Below are 20143 nucleotides of genomic sequence, written 5' to 3'. Positions count from 1 at the left end.
TCCCGGACCGGGACCGCCCGTTTTCTCTGGCATGGACAGGCTTCCCGGGCAAGATCGCCCCCCAGGTAGCGCGAAGACCGGGAGGACAGTGCAATATTGGACCGCATGAGAGCCCGGGTACTGGTCGTCGATGACGATCCCGCGTTGGCCGAGATGCTCGGCATCGTCCTGCGCAGCGAAGGATTCCTACCCTCCTTCGTGGCGGACGGTGAACGTGCCCTGGCCGCTTTCCGGGAGAATCGCCCGGATATCGTTCTGCTCGATCTGATGCTGCCCGGCATGAGCGGCATCGACGTGGCGCGCGCCATCCGCGCCGAGTCGGGCATCCCGATCGTGATGCTGACGGCGAAGAGCGACACCGTCGACGTCGTGCTGGGCCTGGAGTCGGGCGCCGACGACTACGTGGTGAAGCCGTTCAAGCCCAAGGAACTGGTCGCCCGGATGCGGGCCCGCCTGCGCCGTGGCGAGGACGCCGCGCCGGAGATGCTCACCATCGGCCCGCCCGGTAACCAGATCACCATCGACGTGCCGGCACACACCGTGTCCCGGGACGGCGAGGAGGTGAAGCTGACGCCGCTCGAGTTCGACCTCCTGGTGGCCCTGGCCCGCAAGCCGCGTCAGGTCTTCACCCGCGAGGTCCTGCTCGAGCAGGTCTGGGGTTACCGGCACGCGGCCGACACCCGCCTGGTCAACGTGCACGTCCAGCGGTTGCGCGCCAAGATAGAGCCGGACCCGGAGCGGCCGGAGATCATCCTCACAGTCCGCGGCGTCGGCTACAAGGCGGGCACCGGCTGATCGTCGGCGGGGGGATAACCTTGCCGCGATGCGTGCTCCCACCTGGCTCCCCATGCCCGTGCGCCGCGCCCTGCGAGTGGTGCGGCGCTACTGGCGTGTCCTGGCCCGCCACCTGGAGCGTTACACGGCGCCGGCCCGCCGGGCCTGGCGCCGTTCGCTCCAGTTGCGGGTGGTGGCGCTGACCCTGGTCGCCTCCAGCCTGCTGGTCGGCACCTTCGGCGCCTTCATCGCGAACAGCAGCACCGACATCCTGCTGAGCCGCGCCGAGGACGAGGCCCAGACAGCGATGGACGGCAAGGTCGACTACGCGCTGAAGCAGCTTACGCTCTATCCGCAGGCGCGGGACCCGGAGCTGCCGAACGCGCTGAACGATCTGGCCGACGAGCTTTTCGACGGGAAGACCGGCTCGCCGGGTTCGTCGATCGTCTCGATCCGGGCGGAGAACTACCCGGATCTCCAGGCGGTCACCGTGCCGCCGACCGTTGGCACCAGCGACCTGATCACCCGCGACATGATCGACAAGGTTTCCGCCGGGTCCGGCAAGCAGGCCCGCCAGATCCGGACCGCCGAGATCAACGGCCAGGTCACGAAATACCTGGTGTACGGGTCTCCGGTGCCCACCCGGTTCGGTCACGTCGAGCTCTACTACATGGTTCCGCTGACCACCGAGGACCAGGACGCCAACCTGATCCGGACCATCGTGCTGGCCACCGGCCTGGCCCTGGTGATTCTGCTCGGCGTGGTGGCCGGCCTGGTCACCCGGCTCGTGGTGACCCCGGTCCGGGTGGCCGCACGGACCGCCCAGCGCCTCTCGGCCGGCCTGCTCGACCAGCGGATGAAGGTGGACGGCGAGGACGACCTGGCCCTGCTGGCCGCCGCGTTCAACCAGATGGCGGCGAACCTGCAACGGCAGATCGTCCGGCTGGAGGAGATGTCCCGGTTGCAGCGGCGGTTCACCTCGGACGTGTCGCACGAGCTGCGGACACCGCTGACGACCGTCCGGATGGCCGCGGACCTGATCTTCTCTGAGCGTGAGGATTTCGACCCGGCGGTGGCGCGCAGCGCCGAGCTGTTGCAGGCCGAGCTGGACCGGTTCGAGGAGCTGCTCACCGACCTGCTGGAGATCAGCCGTTTCGACGCCGGGTTCGCCGCGCTGGACGCCGAGCACACCGATCTGGTTCCGATCGTCGAGCGGGTGGCCGAGCGGCTCGCCGGGCTGGCCGAGCGGGCCGGCGTCGAGCTGGAGCTGCGCCTGCCGGACACCCCGGTGATCGCCGAGGTGGATCCGCGCCGGGTCGAGCGGGTGCTGCGCAACCTGGTGGGCAATGCGGTCGAGCACGGGGAGGCGAAGCCGGTGCGGATCACCATGGCGACCGACGACGCGGCCGTGGCCGTCACCGTCCGCGACCACGGGATCGGGCTGAAGCCGGGGGAGGAGCGGCTGGTCTTCAACCGGTTCTGGCGGGCCGACCCGTCCCGGGCCCGGCAGACCGGCGGCACCGGGCTCGGCCTGTCGATCAGCGTCGAGGACGCGCGGTTGCACGGTGGCTGGCTGGAGGCGTGGGGTTCGCCCGGCGAGGGCGCCCAGTTCCGGCTCACCCTGCCGGTGCGCTCCGGCGACCGGCTGGTCGCGGCGCCGCTGCCGTTGATCCCCCGTGACCGGACCGCGGAGTTGCCGTCGAGTCCCTGTGACCAGACCGCGGAGGTGGGCTGATGCTGCGCCGCATGATCGCGGGTACGACGCTGGTCCTCGTGCTGCTGGGCGGCTGCGGGATTCCGGACGGCTCGGACGTCACCGATCTCGGCCCGGGCCCGTCCACCGGCATCTCCTCCGGTGACGGCAGCCTGCGCAGCCGGCTCACCCGCGAGTCGACCAGCGACCGGGCCCAGTTCGTCACCAATTACCTCCAGGCCGCGGCGGGGGACTACGACACCGCGCTGGACCGGGTGAAGCAGTTCATGTCGACGACGGCGAAGGAGTTCAAACCCCCGGCCGCGCCCCGGGTGATCCGCACGATCGACACCCCGCTGCTCACCAAGGACCAGGACAAGGTCAAGGTCGAGTACGAGCTGCTCGGCACCCTCGGCAAGAACGGTCTGATCGAGCCGCCCGCCGAGCCGACCACCGGCACCTACGAGTTCACCCTGACCGAGGTCACCGGCGACGGCCTCTTCATGGTCGAGGCGCCGCCGTTCCTGCTGCTCAGCACCCGCGGGCTGGACAACTTCTACGAAGAGCGCACGATCTATTTCTGGAACACCGAGTACACCGGCCTGGTCCCGGACGTCCGCTACCTCGTCGGTGACGTGCCGATCGAGCAGGAGCCGACGATCATCCTGGGCTGGCTGATCGGCGGCCCGGCCCCGTGGCTCCAGGACGCCGTGAAGCCGCTGCCGGAGGGCACCCGCACCGAGGGCAAGGTGCCCGCGATCGAGAAGAACGAGCTGGCGATCACCCTGAGCGCGCAGGCGGTGCCCACCCAGGATGCCGAGGCGGCCGTGGATCGCCTGCGGCGGCAGTTGCAGTGGTCGCTGCGGCGCCTGCCGTTCGAGTTCCTGAAGTTGAGGATCGGTCACCAGGAGGTCCGTAGCTACTCCGGCACCGACTACCTGTCCAGCAATCCGGCACACCGGCTGGTCCCCAACCCGGACCGGTACGTGGTGTACGACCGCACCGTCCGGCGTCTCGTGGAGCCGGACCGGCCGACCCCGGACACCGTGCCCGGCCTGAACGCCGACAACAACAAGGACGTCAGCCGCGCGGCGGTCACCACCACCGGGTCGCACGTGTACGCGGCCCTGGTCACCGGCTCCGGAAAGAACGAGCGGCTGAGGGTGGGATTCGCCCCGGCCGGGCAGGTCGCCACGCTGCGTGAGATCACCGGGCTGCCCGGGGGCATCGGTCACCCGGTTTGGGCGATCACCCCGGAGGGCGGGACCGACGGGGCCGCCGGACTGGTCATCGCGGACGGCAGGCTGTGGCGGTTCCGGGCGCAGGGCGGTCAGGCGCTCCAGGTCACCTGGCCCGGTGGGACCGGGCGGGTCAGCGCGATCACGGTCGCTCCGGACGGGCGCCGGGTGGCGCTGGCCATCGGTGGCCGCCTCTACCGGGCGGTGCTGACCATCAGCGGCGACGGCCTGGCCCTCAGCGGCATCCAGGAGCTGGACCCGCCGCTCGAGTCGGTGACCGCGGTGGACTTCACCAGCGAGGGCTGGCTCACGGTGGCGGGCACCGACCGCAGCAGCAAGCGGATCGCGATCGAGGACATCTCGATCGACGCGGCTCTCCAGTCGGACCGTTTGGCCGACATCGGCACGAACCCGGTGAGCTACCTGACGACGTACCCCGCCAATCCGGAGTCCAACCGGCCCACCGGTTCCACGTTGATGTACTCGACCGGCACCGACGCGTGGGAGGGCCTGTCCACGTCGGTGCAGCTCAAGGCCGGTAGCCTGGCCGGCCCGAGCAGTGAGCCGCGGCCGGGTGCGGTGCCCGGGGCGCCGTTCTTCCTCGACTGACATGCTGCTGGCGGACCTCGCGGATCTGGTGCTGCCGACCGCCTGCGCGGGCTGCGGGGCGGAGCGGGTGCGCCTCACCTACGGGGTCTGCGGCGGCTGTGTGACCGAACTGGAGGGCCTGCGCCCGCGCGCGGCCGAACCGGTGCCACCGCCGGGCGGCTTCCCACGGTGCATGGCGGTCGGGACCTATACGGGGGCGATGCGGGGCGCGCTCCTGGCGTACAAGGAGAAGGGCCGGCACCGGCTCGCCCGGCCCCTGGGCACGCTGCTGGCCGGGGCGGTGGCCGCGCTCGCGCCCCGCGATCGGCCGGTGGTCCTCGTTCCGGTCCCGTCCACCGCGGCGGCCCGGCGGGAGCGGCACGGCGATCACATGGCCCGGTTGGCCGGCCATGCGGCCCGCAGGTTGCGGTCGGCCGGCTATCTCGTGAACGTGGTGCAGCCGCTGCGCGCCCTGCCGCGCCCTGACTCAACGTCACTGGATGCGCACGAACGGGCGACAGTAGCTGTAAATTCGCTGCGAATGATCCCCCGGATCGGCGTTCTGCGGCGCGACGGCCGTTCGCGAGGCACTCTTGTGGTGGCGGATGACATCGTCACCACAGGGGCCACACTGGCCGCGGTGGCACGCCGGCTTGAGGAGGCGGACATGCAGGTCACAGGTGCCGCGGTGCTCGCAGCGACAGAGTTGCGCACGTTTTCCCCGCGAATTCGGCTGTGATCGGCGTCCGGGTTGCCGATAGAGGCGAATGTCAGCCATCCGGTATCCCGAACGAGGGGTGACTGACGGCCACAGGCAGGTTAGCGTCTAGGTGACGAGGGTAAGTGGATCAACTTACCCGCCACCGGGAGCGCCGAGTCAGGGCTTGTTCGCCGCACCGGAAAGGAGTCGTCTCACTCACGTAGGCCGCGTCGGTTCTCGTCACGCGGCGTCTTCACCGAGCAGCTCGATGCGCCGTGGTTCGGCGCCCGCCAAGCACAACGTTGGGGGAGGTCACGAGTGGACATTGTCGTCAAGGGCCGCAACGTAGAGGTTCCCGACCATTATCGAGAGCATGTCGCCGACAAGCTGAGCAAGGTCGAACGTTACGACCAGAAGCTGATGAGGGCGGACGTGGAGCTCTTCCACGAACGCAATCCGCGACAGTCCGACATCTGCCAGCGGGTCGAGATCACCGTCAGGACGAAGGGGCCGGTGGTTCGCGCCGAGGCGCAGGCACAGGACTTCTACGCTGCCCTGGACTGTGCGATCAACAAGTTGGACGCCCGGCTGCGCCGCTCCGCCGACCGCCGCCGAGTGCATCGCGGACGGCACGCGCCGGTCTCCGTCGCCGCGGCCACCGCGAACCTCCCCACCGATCTGACCGCTGGACGGACCGCCACGCTCACCGAGCCGGAGCTCGACAACGAGCCCTCCGAGCACGAGGACAATCAGCCGTGGCGCATCGTGCGGGAGAAAGAGCACTCGGCCGAGCCGATGACCGTTGACGACGCCCTCTTCCAGATGGAGCTCGTCGGGCACGACTTCTATCTGTTCCATGACAAGGAGAGCGGGCGGCCCAGTGTGGTGTACAGACGCCGCGGATACGACTACGGCATCCTCAGCCTAGGCATGTGAGGTTCCCGCGCCGGAGGCCTGTGCGAGCAGGTCTCCGGCGAGGAGTACGTACTGCACGTCGTCGAGCCGGCCACCGTCCGGCCCGGGCAGACGCTGTCGCTGGTAGGCCTCGCGCGTGAAGCCGGCCTTCTCCAGCACCCGCTGCGAGCCGATGTTCGCCGGGAGCGCGCCGGCCACGAGACGGACGATGTCCGTCTCGGCGAAGACCCAGAGCGCGAGCAACTGCGCCGCGCGGGTGGTCAAACCCCTTTTCCGGTACGCCGGAAGCGTGCTGTATCCGATCATCGCCTGGGCCAGCGGCGGTTCCTGGTAGTACAGATCGATCTCGCCGGCCGGGAGACCTGTCGCGGTGTCCACGATGACGAGATCGGCCCGGCTCCCGGTGAGCCACTGCGTGGCGGCTCGTGAGCAGCGCCGGTGGATCTCGTCGGCCGGCTTGGGTTCGGCCGGCACGCTTGTCGCCACCACGTCCGGCACGCTGTGCAGCTCGGTGTAGAAGCCGATGTCGCCCTCGCCGAGCGGGCGCAGCGTGATCACACCGTCGGACAGCTCGCCCCCGGGCAGGTCGGGCAGCAGGCGCGGTGCCGGCTCCCCGCTGTCGCTCGCCAGACGGGAGTAGACCAGCAGCTCGGGCGTGCCCCGGCGGATCCCCTCCCGGGTGTAGCCGGCGGCCAGCGCGAGCCGCAGGGCGATCGGGTTGTCCCACGGGATCAGCAACTCCAGCCGCTCCCGGTCGCGCAGGGCGAGCCGGCTCACCTCGCGCAGCGCGGTCGTCGCCACGCCACGCCGCCGGGCCGTTGGCACGACCTCGACGGTCACCCGCTCCCCGGTCAGGACGACCCGGCCGAGGCGGTCACCGGACCGGGTGCCGACGATCTCGTACGCCCCGTCGCCCGCGTCCTCGAGCCGCACTTCGCTGTTCTGATCCACGGGGACATCCTCGTCCGGGACGCGCCCGGGCGCCAAACAGCTTGCAAATGAGTCGGAGGATGCGCTGTCAGCGAACTTCATGGCGTATTTCGCCCCTTTTGTGAGTTTCACGGGAGGCTCGGGTCACAGGTCCACGGAGAAGGTGCCTACGATGGTTCAGCAGACTGTCTAGGGGAGCGTTGACCCGTGTCGATATTGGAAAAGATTCTTCGCGCCGGCGAAGGCCGCATGGTGCGACGGCTCAAGGCGATCGCGGAAGCGGTCAACTCGATCGAGGACGACTATGTCGACCTGACCGATGACGAGTTGCGCGAATGCACCCAGCAGTTCCAGGAGCGCTATCAGGAGGGCGAGTCGCTCGACTCGCTGCTTCCCGAGGCCTTCGCGGTGGCCCGGGAGGGCGCCAAACGGGTGCTCGGCCAGCGGGCGTACGACGTCCAGTTGATGGGCGGCGCCGCGCTGCACTTCGGCAACATCCCGGAGATGAAGACCGGTGAGGGCAAGACCCTGACCGGCGTGTTCCCGGCCTACCTCAACGCGTTGAGCGGCCAGGGCGTGCACATCATCACGGTGAACGACTACCTCGCTCAGCGTGACGCCGAGTGGGTCGGCCGGGTGCACGTGTTCCTCGGCCTGACCGTCGGCGTCATCCTGCCGAACCGTCCGTCCGCCGAGCACCGCGCAGCCTACGAGTGTGACATCACGTACGGCACCAACAACGAGTTCGGCTTCGACTACCTGCGCGACAACATGGCGTGGTCGAAGACCGAGCTGGTGCAGCGCGGGCACAACTTCGCGATCGTCGACGAGGTCGACTCCATCCTGATCGACGAGGCCCGGACCCCGCTGATCATCTCCGGCCCGGCCGAGCACTCCGCCCGGTGGTACGGAGAGTTCGCCCAGATCGTCGCGCGCCTCCAGTCGGGCAAGGACGGCGAGGGCGACTACGAGGTCGACCACGCCAAGCGCACCATCGCGATCACCGAGCGCGGCGTCGCCAAGGTCGAGGACCGGATCGGCATCGACAACCTGTACGAGTCGGTGAACACTCCGCTGGTCGGCTACCTGAACAACGCCATCAAGGCCAAGGAGCTGTACAAGCGCGACAAGGACTACATCGTCAGCCCCGACGGCGAGGTCCTGATCGTCGACGAGTTCACCGGCCGCATCCTGCACGGCCGCCGCTACAACGAGGGCATGCACCAGGCCATCGAGGCGAAGGAGGGGGTGGAGGTCAAGCAGGAGAACCAGACCCTGGCGACCGTCACCCTGCAGAACTACTTCCGCCTCTACGAGAAGCTCGGCGGCATGACCGGTACCGCGCAGACCGAGGCCGGCGAGTTCAACAGCGTCTACAAGGTCGGCGTCGTCAGCATCCCGACGCACCGCCCGATGATCCGGATCGACCACCCGGACGTCATCTACAAGACCGAGAAGGCCAAGTTCAACGCGGTCATCGAGGACATCGCCGAGCGGCACGCCACCGGCCAGCCGGTCCTCGTCGGCACCGTCTCGGTGGAGAACTCGGAGATCCTCTCCCAGCTGCTGCGCCGCAAGGGCATCCCGCACAGCGTGCTGAACGCGAAGTTCCACGCCCAGGAGGCGACGATCATCGCCCAGGCCGGCCGGAAGGGCGCGGTCACCGTGGCGACCAACATGGCCGGTCGTGGCACCGACATCCTGCTCGGCGGCAACCCGGACTTCACCGCCGCGGCCGAGCTGCACCAGCGCGGCCTCGACCCGGTGGAGAACCCGGAGGAGTACGCGAAGGCCCTCGAAGAGGTGCTCCCGCTCGTCAAGGAGGCCACCGAGCGGGAGGCCGCCGAGGTGCAGGCCGCCGGTGGGCTCTACGTGCTCGGCACCGAGCGTCACGACTCCCGCCGCATCGACAACCAGCTCCGCGGCCGGTCCGGCCGGCAGGGCGACCCGGGTGAGTCCCGGTTCTACCTGTCCCTCCAGGACGACCTGATGAAGCGGTTCCGGGCCGGCGCCGTCGAGGCGGTCATGGAGCGGTTCAACATCCCCGAGGACGTTCCCATCGAGTCGAAGATGGTGAGCAAGCAGATCCGCAACGCGCAGACCCAGATCGAGGCGCAGAACGCGGAGATCCGCAAGAACGTCCTCAAGTACGACGAGGTGATGAACAAGCAGCGGCAGGTCATCTACGCCGAGCGCAAGCGCGTGCTCGACGGCGAGGACATGCACGAGCAGGTCACCCACATGATCGACGACGTGATCGCCGACATCGTCACGGTGGCCACCGCCGACGGCTACGCCGAGGACTGGGACCTGGACCAGCTCTGGACCAACCTCAAGCGGCTCTACCCGGTCACCGTCACCATCGACGACATCGTCGAGGAGTCCGGCGGCGAGAAGGGCTCGATCGACCAGGAGTTCCTGGTCGAACAGCTCAAGCAGGACGCGCAGGGTGCCTACCGTTCCCGCGAGGAGGAGCTCGGCGCCGAGGCGCTGCGTGAGCTGGAGCGCCAGGTGCTGCTCGCGGTCATCGACCGGAAGTGGCGTGAGCACCTCTACGAGATGGACTACCTCCAGGAGGGCATCAGCCTGCGGGCCTACGCCCAGCGCGACCCCGTGGTGGAGTACCAGCGCGAGGGCTTCGACATGTTCAACCAGATGATGGAGGGCATCAAGGAGGAGGCGGTCGGCTTCGTCTTCAACCTGGAGGTCCAGGTCGAGGAGCAGCCCACCGTCACCGTCGACCCGAGCCAGGCCTACGAGCTGCCCAGGGCCGGCGAGGAGCCGGAGGGGGACGGCGGTTCCGAGCGGGTCGAGGTGCACGCCAAGGGTCTCGGCGGCTCCAAACGCCCGCAGAACCTCCAGTACACCGCACCGGCCATCGACGGTGAGGCGGGCGCCGGCCGCCCGGTGATCCAGCAGGAGTCGGCGCCGGTCCAGATCGGTCCCGGCGGATCGCCCGTCCCGGCCAGCCCGGCGCACACCGGCGCCGGCTCGCCGAGCCGGTCCTCGGCCTCCCAGTCGGAGTCGAACGGTCCCTCGCGCAACGCCCCCTGCTACTGCGGCTCGGGCAAGAAGTACAAGCGCTGCCACGGCGGGCCCGGCACGGCCTGATCCACTCCCGAACGGCCCGCGTGGCCCGGCTCCGGCCGGCCCACGCGGGCCGTTCCGCGTTCCTGTCCGCCGCGCCCACCCGCGCCGGCCTGCGCCCGCCCGCGTCCGCTCGCACAGCGGCTGGGCTCGGTAAAGATGGCGAGGCGGGGAGGGGCGGGTGGGCGCGGACAGGCATGGTGAGACCCGGGACGACCGCCGCTTCGGTTGCTGACGGTCGCCCCGGGAGTGTGGGCGCCGTCAGATGATCAGGAGCGCGGTGGCGGCCCAGGTCTGCTGGTGCAGCTCCATCCGGAAGGCGATCGCCCAGGTCCGCTCGCCGGTGACCAGGGTCACCGCGGCCTCGACAGCGCCGGGCCGCGGCTCGCACAGCCGCAACCGCAGCACCGCGACCGGGGCGTGGCGGCGTGGTGGCCGGGTGCGCGGCCTGCCCACCCGGCGCAGCTCGGCGGCCCGGCGCGCCCCGGCCAGGCCCTTCGCCACCACGTCGGCGGCCTCTGCGGGCAGTGCCATCCGGCGCAGGTGTGCGGCTGGCCGGAACCCGTTGAGGACCTCGACGCAGAGGTGCACGAACCGCCGGGCCGCGAGCCTCGCGTCACCGGAGGCTCCGGCCACGGCGGGGGCCGCCGGCGGTGGCCCCAGGGGTGCCCGCTGCGCGTTGGCCGGCCACTCCAGAGCCGGTTGCCGGGACGGCGCCCACACCTGGGGCGCGGACTCGTCGTCGAAAGGTGGGTCGGACCGGGGAACCGGGCGCAGCCGAATCGCCGGACGGCTTCCCGTGGGCGCCATTTCGACCGTCGATCGCATCGCCACCGCCAATCCTTGCGTTTGCCTCCGTTTGCATTCGATGAGCTGAAGTCTCGTCCAGGTGCCTTCGGCCGGTCAACGGTCGATCATCGATCCGGGAAGAGGCGCAAAAGCCGCCGACCGCTCATTCCGCCTCACGGTCGGCCAGGGGGTTGTCACGCACCCACACGGCGGTTTCCGCGTACCTCTCCTGGATGTATTTCTCCAGCTGGGAGCGCTCGACGCGCCACTGACCGCGCCCACCGATCTTGATCGCGGGCAGTTCGCCGCTGCGGACCATGTGATAGACCTGCGAGTCCGAGACGTTCAGTTCGGTGGCCACGTCGGACAGCAGCAGGAAACGGGGCTCCGGCACGGCTCCTCCTTTCGACGGCCTCAGTTTGCCACCGATGGCGTCCGGCGGACCCGGTGCGAACCCGATCCGGAGACTCCTGATGGAATGGGACATGTCCGGGCCGAGATGACGGTGTACTGTGCTCGCCCGACCGCCGAGTGCAGGAGGAATGACGGTGCCGATCACCGACCTGGTCCGGGTTTACGTGCCGGCCACGCTGCCGATGCTCACCGTCCTGCGGGCCGGTGGGCGGCTCGGCGATCAGACGCTGATCGCGCACGCGGTGACGCCCGCGCTCCGGGAGTGGTACGCGGAGGGCGACGAGGAGGAGCTGGAGTACGTCGCCTTCACCCGTGCCGCCCAGGATGCCCTGCGACTGCTGCGGCAGGATCCGTCAGCGCCGCGCCGCCGGGTGGTGGTCTCGGCCGACGTCCCGGCCGCCGGTCTGACCAGCGAGGACACCGAGCTGGGGTCGAGCACGGTCCGGCTCCCGCAACCGGTGAGCCTGGCCGAGCTCGCGAGCATCCACGTCGACGGGACGGAGGCGGTCGAGGCGGTGGCGGCCGCCGCCGAGGTGGTCGACGAGGCGCTGGCCGGTGACTCGGACGCCCAGTTCACCGTCGACGGCGCCGAGGATCACGAGTTGGAGTGGTACGCCGTCTCCGAGCTGGACGAACTGGCCTGAGGCTCGTCGTCGTCGGAGTCGCGGGCCGGGCCGAGGGTCCGGCCGACCGCGAAGATGGCGGTGAGCGCGCCGACGAAGACGACGATGAGCCCGTTGTTGAGCCGGGCCGAGCTGAGCATCTGCTGCACCGTCTGCTCCAGCTCACTGACCTTGCCGGCCAGCTCGAGCACCTCGGCGCCGGCGGTGCGGGCCAGCAGCTCGCCGATCACCAGCAGCAGCCCGGGGCCGGCGCCGGCCAGCGCGTAGAGCGGCCAGCGCAGCCCGGCGCGGCGGCGGAGCATGAAGTACGCGATGAGGCCGGCCGCCAGACCGCTCAGCGCCGCTTGGCTGTAGGAGAACCACTGTGCCGCCTGCGCCGACGACGCGGTGTCGTCGGCCCCGAAGGCGTCGAGCACCGGGGACTGGAAAAGGTTCAGCACGAACCCGACCAGGAAGACGCCGACCGAGCCCGCCCCGGCCGCGGCGATCACCGACGGGATCCGCAGGCCGGCCAGGGCGCCACCGATCGTCGCGGCCGCGGCCACCGTGCCCCCGACGACCGCGTAGATCGTGCCGGCCGTGTTGATCGTGATGATCGGGATGGCACTGAGCAGCCCGACCACCAGGCCGGTGCCGGTCGCCACGGCGAACCGGGCGGTCGGACCGAGCGGCCGGCGCGCGCTGATCAGGGTGAGCACCAGCAGCGCCACGGCCGAGCCGGCGACCAGGTCGGCGGTGACCGCGCCGGGCAGCGCGTACGCCGTGGAGGTCACCTCCATCGCGGCATCCGCCCGGCCGGTGATGGTGGCCCGGGCCGACCAGAGCATCGCGCCGGTCCAGGCCAGGGCGGCGGCCGCGAGCAGCGCCACGGTGAGCCGGGATTCCTCGACGGTCTCCGGGGCGGCGGTCTGGCGGTCAGTCATGGGGCTCAGGGTAACCGGCGAAGCTGCACACACCTGAGCGGCCGTCGGCGAGATGCGACGCCGGCAACCTGCTCCGGTGGGCACCCCCTCGGAGCGTCAAGGAGACGTTCGACCCCCGACCCGGTGGCGTCATCCGCACCAGGGATGCGCCCACAGACCCGCTTCAGGGTGATGAATGAGGCGGTTGGATCGGATTGTCTGGTTTAGCACGGCAGTATCCGCCTTTTTGCCGGAATCATGCCCGCAACACGCCGTCTGACCGTTTGGGTGCACCATATTACCTGGTCAACGGGTATTTGGAGGCGGAATCGCCAGGACCGCTCACTCGTTGTCGGACTGTCTGTGCGGGACAGTCGTTTGTGGAGGCGCAAACTGGACGGATCAGGCTAAATCCTGGACGGCGGCGCGACAAAGTGGCAGCTTAGAAGGCATGCCCGACTTCCAAATCAATCCGACGGCGGCTGCCCTCCTCGGTCTCCTCCACGAGGGGGCGATGACCGGCGGTCAGCTGATGGCGGCTGCCGAACGCCGCCTCGGGCCCTACTGGTCGATGACGCGCAGCCAGGTCTACCGCGAATTGCCCGTACTGGCTGAAATGGGGTACGTCCGCCTCGGTAAGCCGGGTCCCCGATCCAGTCAGCCCTACGCCATCACCGCCTCCGGCAAGCGCGCCTTCAGTAGGTGGCTCGCCGAGAGCCCGGGCCGGGACGCGCTGCGCAACCCGGTCGCTCTGCGGGTCGCCTTCGGTCAGCAGCACTCCGGCGACCAGTTGCAGGAGCTCTACACGTCCGCGAACCAGTACCACGCCGAGGCCATGGGGATGGCGAAGGAGCAGGCCAAGGAGGCGAAGAAGAACGGTGACCAGTACGGCGCGGCCGCCCTGGAGTTCGCGGTCGCCTACCACAAGGCCGCGCTCACCTGGCTCAAAGCCGTCCCGACCGAATGAACGGACCCGCCCCGGCCAGCATTCTGGCCGGGCGGCGTAGTCTTGAGTGTCGTGACCGCTGCCGACTTTCCCGAGCAACTGAAGTCCCTCGACGCGACCCTGCGCAACATCGAGAACGTCCTGGACGTCGACAAGTTGCGCCGGGACAAGGCGGACCTCGAGGAGCAGGCCTCCGCGCCGGACCTCTGGGACGACCAGGCCCGTGCTCAGGAGGTGAACAGCCGCCTGGCGTACATCTCGGGCGAGCTCTCCAAGCTGGAGCGCCTGCGTTCCCGTCTCGACGACGCCGGGGTGCTGCTGGAGCTGGCCGAGGCCGAGGGTGACGCCGACTCGATCGCCGAGGTGGGCACCGAGGTCGCCACCCTCAACAAGGCGATCGAGGAGATGGAGGTCCGCACTCTGCTCTCCGGTGAGTACGACGCCCGTGAGGCCGTGGTGGCGATCCGGGCCGGCGCCGGCGGGGTGGACGCGGCCGACTTCGCCGAGATGCTGATGCGGATGTACCTGCGCTGGGCGGAACGGCACGGCTACCCCACCGAGGTCTACGACACGTCGTACGCCGAGGAGGCCGGCCTCAAGTCGGCCACCTTCGCCGTCAAGGTGCCGTACGCCTACGGCACCCTGGGCGTGGAGTCCGGCACCCACCGCCTGGTGCGGATCAGCCCGTTCGACAACCAGGGCCGCCGGCAGACCAGCTTCGCCAGCGTCGAGGTGATGCCGGTGGTCGAGCAGACCGAGTTCGTCGACATCCCGGAGAACGAGATCCGGGTCGACGTGTACCGGTCCTCCGGTCCCGGCGGGCAGAGCGTCAACACGACCGACTCGGCGGTCCGGCTGACCCACATCCCCACCGGCATCGTGGCCTCCTGCCAGAACGAGAAGTCGCAGCTGCAGAACAAGGCGGCCGCGATGCGCGTTCTCCAGGCCCGGCTGCTGGAGCGGAAGCGCCAGGAGGAGGAGGCCAAGATGGCCGGCCTGAAGCTGGACACCACCGGATCATGGGGCGATCAGATGCGTTCGTACGTTCTGCACCCGTACCAGATGGTGAAAGATCTGCGCACCGAGTTCGAGACCGGCAACCCTTCGTCGGTCTTCGACGGCGAAGTGGACGGCTTCATCGAGGCGGGCATCCGTTGGCGGAAGCAGAACCAGCTCGCCTCATAGGCTGATCCGTGACCGTGCGCAACCTGACCTGAACGCTGGGTCAGGCCGGGTTGTGCCCGTTCCCGGTGTTACCGCAGCTCGTGAATATTCCCGACCCCGGTGGGGTTGGCGATTTCGTTACACCGCGTAGACTCCAGTCCCGTGATTCTGCTCGAGAACGTGACGAAGACGTACCCAAAGGCGTCTCGGCCGTCGTTGGACAATGTCAGCGTCGGGATCGAGAAGGGTGAGTTCGTCTTCTTCATCGGCCCCTCCGGTTCCGGTAAGTCGACGATCATCAAGCTGCTGCTGCACGAGGTCTCCCCGACCCGTGGCAAGGTGGTGGTGAATCAGAAGGACGTGACCACTCTGCGGTCCTGGAAGGTTCCCCACTTCCGCCGCTCGATCGGCTGCGTCTTCCAGGACTTCCGGCTGCTGCCCAACCGCACGGCGTACGAGAACGTCGCCTTCGCCCTTGAGGTGATCGGCAAGACCAAGGCCGTCGCCCGGCGCGTCGTGCCCGAGGTCCTGGAGCTGGTCGGCCTCGGCGGCAAGGAGCACCGGTACCCGCATGAGCTCTCCGGTGGTGAGCAGCAGCGTGTCGCGGTGGCCCGTGCCTTCGTGAACCGTCCGCTGATCCTGCTGGCCGACGAGCCCACGGGTAACCTCGACCCGGACACCTCGATCGAGATCATGCGTCTGCTGGACCGGATCAACCGGACCGGTACGACCGTCGTGATGGTCACGCACGACTCCAACATCGTCAACCAGATGCGCCGCCGCGTCATCGAGATCGAGAGCGGACGGATCGTCCGGGACCAGGCGCGCGGTGTTTACGGGTAGGCCTTGCTCCGCCCACGTACGGAAAGCTGAAGCAGTGACACGCGGAGTCCTGGAAGGATCCCCCCGATGCGCGTGAAGTACATCCTCAACGAGGTCCTGGTGGGCCTGTGGCGGAACGTCACGATGACGATCGCCATGATCATCACCATGTCGGTCTCGTTGACCATGCTGGGCGCCAGCGTGCTGCTGTATATGCAGGTCGACCAGATGAAGGAGTATTACTACGGCAACATCGAGGTCTCGATCTTCCTGACCGACGACGTTACCGAGCCTCAGAAGCTGGCGATCGACGAGGCCATCGACAGCAGCTCGCTGGTGATCTCCAAGACCTACGAGAGCAAGGAAGACGCTCTCAAGCGTTTCCAGAAGCTCTGGGCCGACACGCCCGACTTCGTGAACGCGGTCGGCTCGAACAGCCTGCCGGAGTCGTACCGGGTCAAGCTGAGCAACCCGGAGAAGTACGCCGAGTTCGCCAAGGCGGTCGAGGGCAAGCCCGGCATCCGGCAGATCATCGACCAGCGCGAGTTGCTCGACAAGGTCTTCAAGGTCTTCAACTCGATCCAGGTGATGGCGCTGGTGGTGGCCGGCTTCATGGCGGTCGCGGCGCTCCTGCTGGTGGGTAACACCATCCAGGTGGCGGCGTACAGCAAGCGGCGCGAGGTCGCGGTCATGAAACTGGTCGGCGCGTCGAACTGGTTCATCCAGTCGCCGTTCGTGCTGGAGGCGGTGGTCGCCGGCCTGATCGGCTCGATCCTCGGCTTCGTGGCGCTCTTCGTCAGCAAGATCATCGTGCTGGACACCAAGCTTCAGGCGCTGGCCACGATCCTCACGCCGATCCCCAACGGCAACGTGTGGCTGATGCTGCCGCTGCTGGCCGGTGTCGCCTCGCTGTTCAGCGCGGTTACCGCCTGGGTGACCCTGCGCTTCTACCTCAAGGTCTGACGCCGCACAAGTACGTGTAAGTCCCGATAGCCGCAGCCCTGTCCAGGGTTGCGGCTATCGGGCGATTTGGGGCTTTGCGGATGATTGGTCGGGGTAGCGTGGCGCCGTGGGGTATTGCCGACCTGATCGCCTGATCGCCGCCTGCCTCTGCCTCTTCGCCCTGTTCGGGTTCATGCTGGCGGTGCCGGTGCCCGCCGCGGCCGATCCGGCCGACGACGCGGCCCGTGCCGTCCGCCGTGCCGAGGCGCTCCTGGAGAGCGCCGGCGCCCATGCCCGGTCCGCTGCGAGCAGCCTGGCCCGCGCCACCGCCGCTCTGCCGGCCGCTCAGCAACGGGTGGCCACCGCGCGCGGCGTGGTGATCGCGACCAGGGTCGAGGCGGACACCGCCCGGCGGCAGGCCGACACCGCCCGGGCCGGTCATCAGCGGGTCGCCGGCGAGTACACGGCTGCCGCCAGCCGGGTCGACGCCGCCCGCGAACGGGTCGAGGAGATCGCCCGCGCCAGCTACATGGGCAGCACCTTCAACCGGCTCAACCTGCTCGCCGGGGCGACCGGGCCGCAGGATCTGATGGACCGCCTCGGACTGGTCGAACACCTCATGCACCAGGAGCAGGGGGAGGTCCGTACGCTCACCGCGGCCCGCCGGACCGCCCGGATCGCGCAGGACCGGGCCGGCGCCGCGAAGCGGACCGCCGAGGCCGCCGAGGCCGCCGCCGCCGACCGGCTCCGGGCGGCGCGGAGCGCGCAGGCCTCCGCACTCCGCGCCCAGCAGGAAGTCAACGAGCTGGTGCTGGCCCGGCGGGCCGCGCTGCGCGCCGCCGAGACACAACGCGCAGGAGTGCTGGCCCAGTACCGGGCCGCGGTGCGTGCGGAGAACCGGGTCCGCGCCGCCATGCGCGGCTGGGAGAACCGGTCCGGCGTCGGCAGCCGCTATTCCGGCGGCCGCCTGCTGATGCCCGTCCACGGCTGGAAGAGCAGCGACTACGGCAACCGTTACGACCCCTACTACCGGGTGTGGCAACTGCATGCCGGCGCCGACTTCGCGGCCGGCTCGGGCAGCCCGATCCGGGCCGCCGCGTCCGGACGCGTCATCCAGGCCGGCTGGAACGGCGGCTACGGCCGGTACACGTGCATCAACCACGGACGGATGAACGGGCACGGGTTCACCACGTGCTACGCACACCAGTCCAAAATCTATGTCTCGGTGGGCGAGTACGTCCGTCGTGGCGAGATCATCGGCCGGGTGGGCAGCACCGGCGCCTCCACCGGGGCGCACCTGCACTTCGAGACGCGATTCGGTGGCGCGCCCCGCAATCCGCTCTATTACCTGCCCGGCTGCCTGTGCTGAAGCCCGGGTACTCTTTCCGTTCGGGTTCATACAAACGGGAGGTCCGCGGTCATGCCACGCGAACAGGGCCGCAAGCTCGTCGCCTCCAACCGCAAGGCGTATCACGACTACACCATCCTGGACACCTACGAGGCCGGCATGGTCCTCACCGGCACCGAGGTGAAATCGCTGCGCGCCGGGCGCGCCTCGCTGGTCGACGCGTTCGGCCACGAGCGGGAGGGTGAGATCTACCTGCACGGCATGCACATCCCGGAGTACACGCAGGGCACCTGGACCAACCACGAGCCCCGGCGCCCCCGGAAGCTGCTGCTGCACCGCGAAGAGATCCACAAGATGCTGGGAAAGATGCGCGACGACGGCGTCACCCTGGTGCCACTCGCGGTCTATTTCCACAACGGGTACGCGAAAGTCGAACTCGGGGTGGCGAAGGGCAAGAAGAGCTACGACAAGCGTCAGGACATGGCCAGCCGGGACGCCCAGCGGGAGATCAACCGGGCGATGGGCCGCCGTGCGAAGGGCATGGACTGACGGGGTATTCTGCGCGGCCCGGCCTATTGATCATCCACCGCTGATCATCACCTGTCGCTGATCTTCCCCTATCCCGAGGGAGACCCGCCCGTTGTCGAAGCACGCCGCACGTCAGTTCATCCTGGCCCGATCGGTCCTCGGTCTGGCCGCCGCCGTCCTGCTGGCCCTGGTCGGCTGGATCGCGTTCCGCTCGGGTGGCTCCGCCGACCCGGGTGATCCGCTGCTGGTCCTGCCGACCGCCGATCTCCAGGCGGCCGAGGGCTCGCTGCCCGCCAGCAGCCCCGTGACCGAGTCGTCGCCGGTGTCGACCGCGCCGTCCCCCTCGCCGTCCGTGTCGCGGTCGGCCTCGGCGTCGCCCTCGGCGTCGGCGTCGCTGTCGCCGTCCCCGTCCCGGTCGGCCGCCACCTCGGCCAAGCCCTCACCGTCGAAGAGCACCGGACGGCCCAGCCCGTCGCCGTCGCGCACCAGCTCCTCCCCGGCCGCAGCCGACCTGTCGGTCACCTACTCCACCAGCGCCTCCTGGCGTGACGGCTTCATCGCCGCGCTGCGGGTCACCAACAACGGCACGTCGGCGCGGGACTGGACCGTCACGCTGTCCTACCCTTCCGGCAGCGGGATCGAACTGCGCGGCGCCTGGAACGCCACGGCCGGCATCAGCGGGAACACCGTCACCCTGCGCGGCAAGTCGCTCGCCGGCGGGTCCTCGGTCAGCGTCGGATTCCAGGCCGAGAAGGATCTGAACGACCTGGTGAAGCCGGTCACCTGTGCCATCGGTGGCGGCAGTTGCCGGGTGAGCTAAGATTGCGACGCTGTGACATGGACATGGGGGTGACTGGTTTCGACTTCGTACGTGGAGACAGGGGAAGCGAGCCGAGGAAGCCGACGTCGTCTCGAGAATCGGTCGTCGGAAACCTATAAGCGCCAACGAAAAGTTTGACGCTGACCAGTACGCTCTCGCCGCCTGAGGCAAGTAGCGTGGTCTGTCGGTCTGGGAGCGCCTCCGTCCCAGCTGCCGGCATCAGCTAGGAGGCTGGCCAATAGGTCCCGGTCACGGGGACCTTGCGGTGAGATCAATCAGTGACTGGGCCCGTCGTCCGAACTTGCTCACGTGAGTCGGAGGGCCGAGTAGGGACGTAGTGAGCTGCGCTCGGAGAAGCCCTGACAAAGCAACGAAGGACCCGGGTTCGATTCCCGGCACCTCCACAAGAGGGTTCTTACTTGAACCCACGGCGGCACCGCTCAACCGGGCGGTGCCGCTTTCGTTTCTCGCCTTGTTGACCAGCGGCAACACCAGATCCGAGAGTTCGTCGGCCGCGACATACGGCCCGGCCTCGTCGCTGTCGCAGTACATCCGGGCGAAGAACGCCTGATTGAGTACACGGCGCCCGCGCTGCCCGGCACGGCGGTACAACTCGCGCGGGTCGCCGAGCAGACCGAGCAGGTACAGCATCGTCTCGGCAGCCTCGTCGAGCCGCGGAGCGTCCGAGTCGTCGAGTTGCCGGGCGAGCCGGTCCCGCTCGTCGCGGATCTTCCGGAGCCGAGCCCCGATCTTCTCCTGTGGCCAGTCCGGGTCACCGACCAGATCGAGGAACTGATCCTCCTGCCGGTCGAGGAGGGCGCGTCGCTCCTTCACCCGGCCGCGTAGTTCGGCGCTCATACCGGCCGACTCGGACAGCACGTCGGCGATCCTTCCGGTGAGCTGTTCGCGTAGTTCGGCGG

At 69.1% G+C, this 20143-nt stretch carries 19 protein-coding genes and 1 other RNA gene; 16 read left to right on the top strand and 4 right to left on the bottom strand.

Going from position 1 to position 20143, the window contains the following annotated elements; all coding sequences use genetic code 11:
• Positions 1-105 precede the first annotated feature (105 nt).
• The 5 genes from mtrA to hpf all read left to right on the top strand — a co-directional run bounded on the left by mtrA (position 106) and on the right by hpf (position 5929).
• Entirely contained in the window at positions 106-795 is a 690-nt protein-coding gene (gene mtrA, locus KZ829_RS01575; protein ID WP_014688036.1) for an MtrAB system response regulator MtrA, read from the top strand.
• Positions 796-823: 28 nt separating this feature from the next.
• The gene (gene mtrB, locus KZ829_RS01570) at positions 824-2509 is read left to right on the top strand and encodes an MtrAB system histidine kinase MtrB (RefSeq protein ID WP_246634893.1); all 1686 of its coding nucleotides are present in this window, start codon (positions 824-826) and stop codon (positions 2507-2509) included.
• Complete coding sequence (locus KZ829_RS01565; protein WP_220142074.1) at positions 2509-4314, top strand: LpqB family beta-propeller domain-containing protein; 1806 nt, start codon at positions 2509-2511, stop codon at positions 4312-4314. Before mtrB ends, KZ829_RS01565 begins: the two co-directional genes overlap by 1 nt.
• Before the next feature lies 1 nt (position 4315).
• Positions 4316-5032: a ComF family protein gene (locus KZ829_RS01560; protein ID WP_220142073.1), complete on the top strand. Its 717-nt coding sequence runs from the start codon at positions 4316-4318 to the stop codon at positions 5030-5032.
• Positions 5033-5311: 279 nt separating this feature from the next.
• Positions 5312-5929, top strand: a complete 618-nt coding sequence (gene hpf, locus KZ829_RS01555) for a ribosome hibernation-promoting factor, HPF/YfiA family (RefSeq protein ID WP_220142072.1) — start codon at positions 5312-5314, stop codon at positions 5927-5929.
• Here hpf and KZ829_RS01550 read toward each other — a convergent pair.
• A complete protein-coding gene (locus tag KZ829_RS01550) occupies positions 5918-6859 on the bottom strand; it encodes a GNAT family N-acetyltransferase (RefSeq protein WP_308285298.1) in 942 nt (313 codons plus the stop codon). The two genes, hpf and KZ829_RS01550, sit on opposite strands and share 12 nt — an antisense overlap.
• Before the next feature lie 186 nt (positions 6860-7045).
• Here KZ829_RS01550 and secA point away from each other — a divergent pair, with 186 nt between their 5' ends.
• Positions 7046-9949 (top strand): preprotein translocase subunit SecA, encoded by a 2904-nt coding sequence (secA, locus tag KZ829_RS01545; protein ID WP_220142070.1) that lies wholly within the window; start codon positions 7046-7048, stop codon positions 9947-9949.
• A gap of 237 nt (positions 9950-10186) precedes the next feature.
• Here the strand turns inward: secA and KZ829_RS01540 are convergent, their stop codons facing one another.
• Entirely contained in the window at positions 10187-10753 is a 567-nt protein-coding gene (locus KZ829_RS01540; RefSeq protein WP_246634982.1) for an Rv3235 family protein, read from the bottom strand.
• A gap of 124 nt (positions 10754-10877) precedes the next feature.
• A complete protein-coding gene (locus tag KZ829_RS01535) occupies positions 10878-11108 on the bottom strand; it encodes a helix-turn-helix transcriptional regulator (protein ID WP_183224955.1) in 231 nt (76 codons plus the stop codon).
• A gap of 148 nt (positions 11109-11256) precedes the next feature.
• Here KZ829_RS01535 and KZ829_RS01530 point away from each other — a divergent pair, with 148 nt between their 5' ends.
• Positions 11257-11772 (top strand): DUF6912 family protein, encoded by a 516-nt coding sequence (locus KZ829_RS01530; RefSeq protein WP_220142069.1) that lies wholly within the window; start codon positions 11257-11259, stop codon positions 11770-11772.
• On the opposite strand, the gene KZ829_RS01525 is transcribed toward KZ829_RS01530, so the two are convergent.
• Positions 11724-12674 carry a hypothetical protein gene (locus KZ829_RS01525; RefSeq protein ID WP_220142068.1) on the bottom strand — a complete coding sequence of 317 codons (951 nt, stop codon included), beginning with the start codon at positions 12672-12674 and terminating at the stop codon, positions 11724-11726. The genes KZ829_RS01530 and KZ829_RS01525 overlap by 49 nt on opposite strands.
• Before the next feature lie 430 nt (positions 12675-13104).
• Between KZ829_RS01525 and KZ829_RS01520 the strand changes: the two genes are divergently transcribed.
• The 9 genes from KZ829_RS01520 (at position 13105) to KZ829_RS01480 (ending at position 20069) form a co-directional block, all read left to right on the top strand.
• Positions 13105-13620, top strand: a complete 516-nt coding sequence (locus tag KZ829_RS01520) for a PadR family transcriptional regulator (RefSeq protein WP_220142067.1) — start codon at positions 13105-13107, stop codon at positions 13618-13620.
• Between the two features lie 51 nt (positions 13621-13671).
• Positions 13672-14784 (top strand): peptide chain release factor 2, encoded by a 1113-nt coding sequence (prfB, locus tag KZ829_RS01515; protein WP_220142066.1) that lies wholly within the window; start codon positions 13672-13674, stop codon positions 14782-14784.
• Between the two features lie 141 nt (positions 14785-14925).
• Positions 14926-15606, top strand: coding sequence for a cell division ATP-binding protein FtsE (ftsE, locus tag KZ829_RS01510; protein ID WP_183224950.1), 681 nt, complete (start codon positions 14926-14928; stop codon positions 15604-15606).
• A 66-nt stretch (positions 15607-15672) separates the two neighbouring features.
• Complete coding sequence (ftsX, locus tag KZ829_RS01505) at positions 15673-16548, top strand: permease-like cell division protein FtsX (protein WP_183224949.1); 876 nt, start codon at positions 15673-15675, stop codon at positions 16546-16548.
• Positions 16549-16654: 106 nt separating this feature from the next.
• Positions 16655-17896 (top strand): M23 family metallopeptidase, encoded by a 1242-nt coding sequence (locus KZ829_RS01500; protein WP_308285297.1) that lies wholly within the window; start codon positions 16655-16657, stop codon positions 17894-17896.
• 51 nt (positions 17897-17947) lie between these two features.
• Entirely contained in the window at positions 17948-18424 is a 477-nt protein-coding gene (smpB, locus tag KZ829_RS01495; protein WP_183224948.1) for an SsrA-binding protein SmpB, read from the top strand.
• Between the two features lie 91 nt (positions 18425-18515).
• Positions 18516-19223 (top strand): cellulose binding domain-containing protein, encoded by a 708-nt coding sequence (locus tag KZ829_RS01490; protein WP_220142065.1) that lies wholly within the window; start codon positions 18516-18518, stop codon positions 19221-19223.
• Positions 19224-19248: 25 nt separating this feature from the next.
• Positions 19249-19630: a transfer-messenger RNA gene (gene ssrA, locus KZ829_RS01485) on the top strand.
• Positions 19631-19919: 289 nt separating this feature from the next.
• Entirely contained in the window at positions 19920-20069 is a 150-nt protein-coding gene (locus tag KZ829_RS01480) for a hypothetical protein (RefSeq protein ID WP_220142064.1), read from the top strand.
• Positions 20070-20143: the final 74 nt, after the last annotated feature.

The organism is Actinoplanes hulinensis (assembly GCF_019429605.1).
Taxonomy (GTDB): domain Bacteria; phylum Actinomycetota; class Actinomycetes; order Mycobacteriales; family Micromonosporaceae; genus Actinoplanes; species Actinoplanes campanulatus.
This window is presented reverse-complemented; position numbering and strand designations above follow the sequence as displayed.

Coding starts and splice junctions, on each gene's coding strand:
- smpB (WP_183224948.1), top strand. CDS start 17,948: ATGCCACGCGAACAGGGCCGCAAGCTCGTCGCCTCCAACCGCAAGGCG.
- KZ829_RS01540 (WP_246634982.1), bottom strand. CDS start 10,753: ATGCGATCGACGGTCGAAATGGCGCCCACGGGAAGCCGTCCGGCGATT.
- KZ829_RS01565 (WP_220142074.1), top strand. CDS start 2,509: ATGCTGCGCCGCATGATCGCGGGTACGACGCTGGTCCTCGTGCTGCTG.
- KZ829_RS01520 (WP_220142067.1), top strand. CDS start 13,105: ATGCCCGACTTCCAAATCAATCCGACGGCGGCTGCCCTCCTCGGTCTC.
- mtrA (WP_014688036.1), top strand. CDS start 106: ATGAGAGCCCGGGTACTGGTCGTCGATGACGATCCCGCGTTGGCCGAG.
- KZ829_RS01560 (WP_220142073.1), top strand. CDS start 4,316: ATGCTGCTGGCGGACCTCGCGGATCTGGTGCTGCCGACCGCCTGCGCG.
- KZ829_RS01530 (WP_220142069.1), top strand. CDS start 11,257: ATGACGGTGCCGATCACCGACCTGGTCCGGGTTTACGTGCCGGCCACG.
- mtrB (WP_246634893.1), top strand. CDS start 824: ATGCGTGCTCCCACCTGGCTCCCCATGCCCGTGCGCCGCGCCCTGCGA.
- KZ829_RS01525 (WP_220142068.1), bottom strand. CDS start 12,674: ATGACTGACCGCCAGACCGCCGCCCCGGAGACCGTCGAGGAATCCCGG.
- ftsX (WP_183224949.1), top strand. CDS start 15,673: ATGCGCGTGAAGTACATCCTCAACGAGGTCCTGGTGGGCCTGTGGCGG.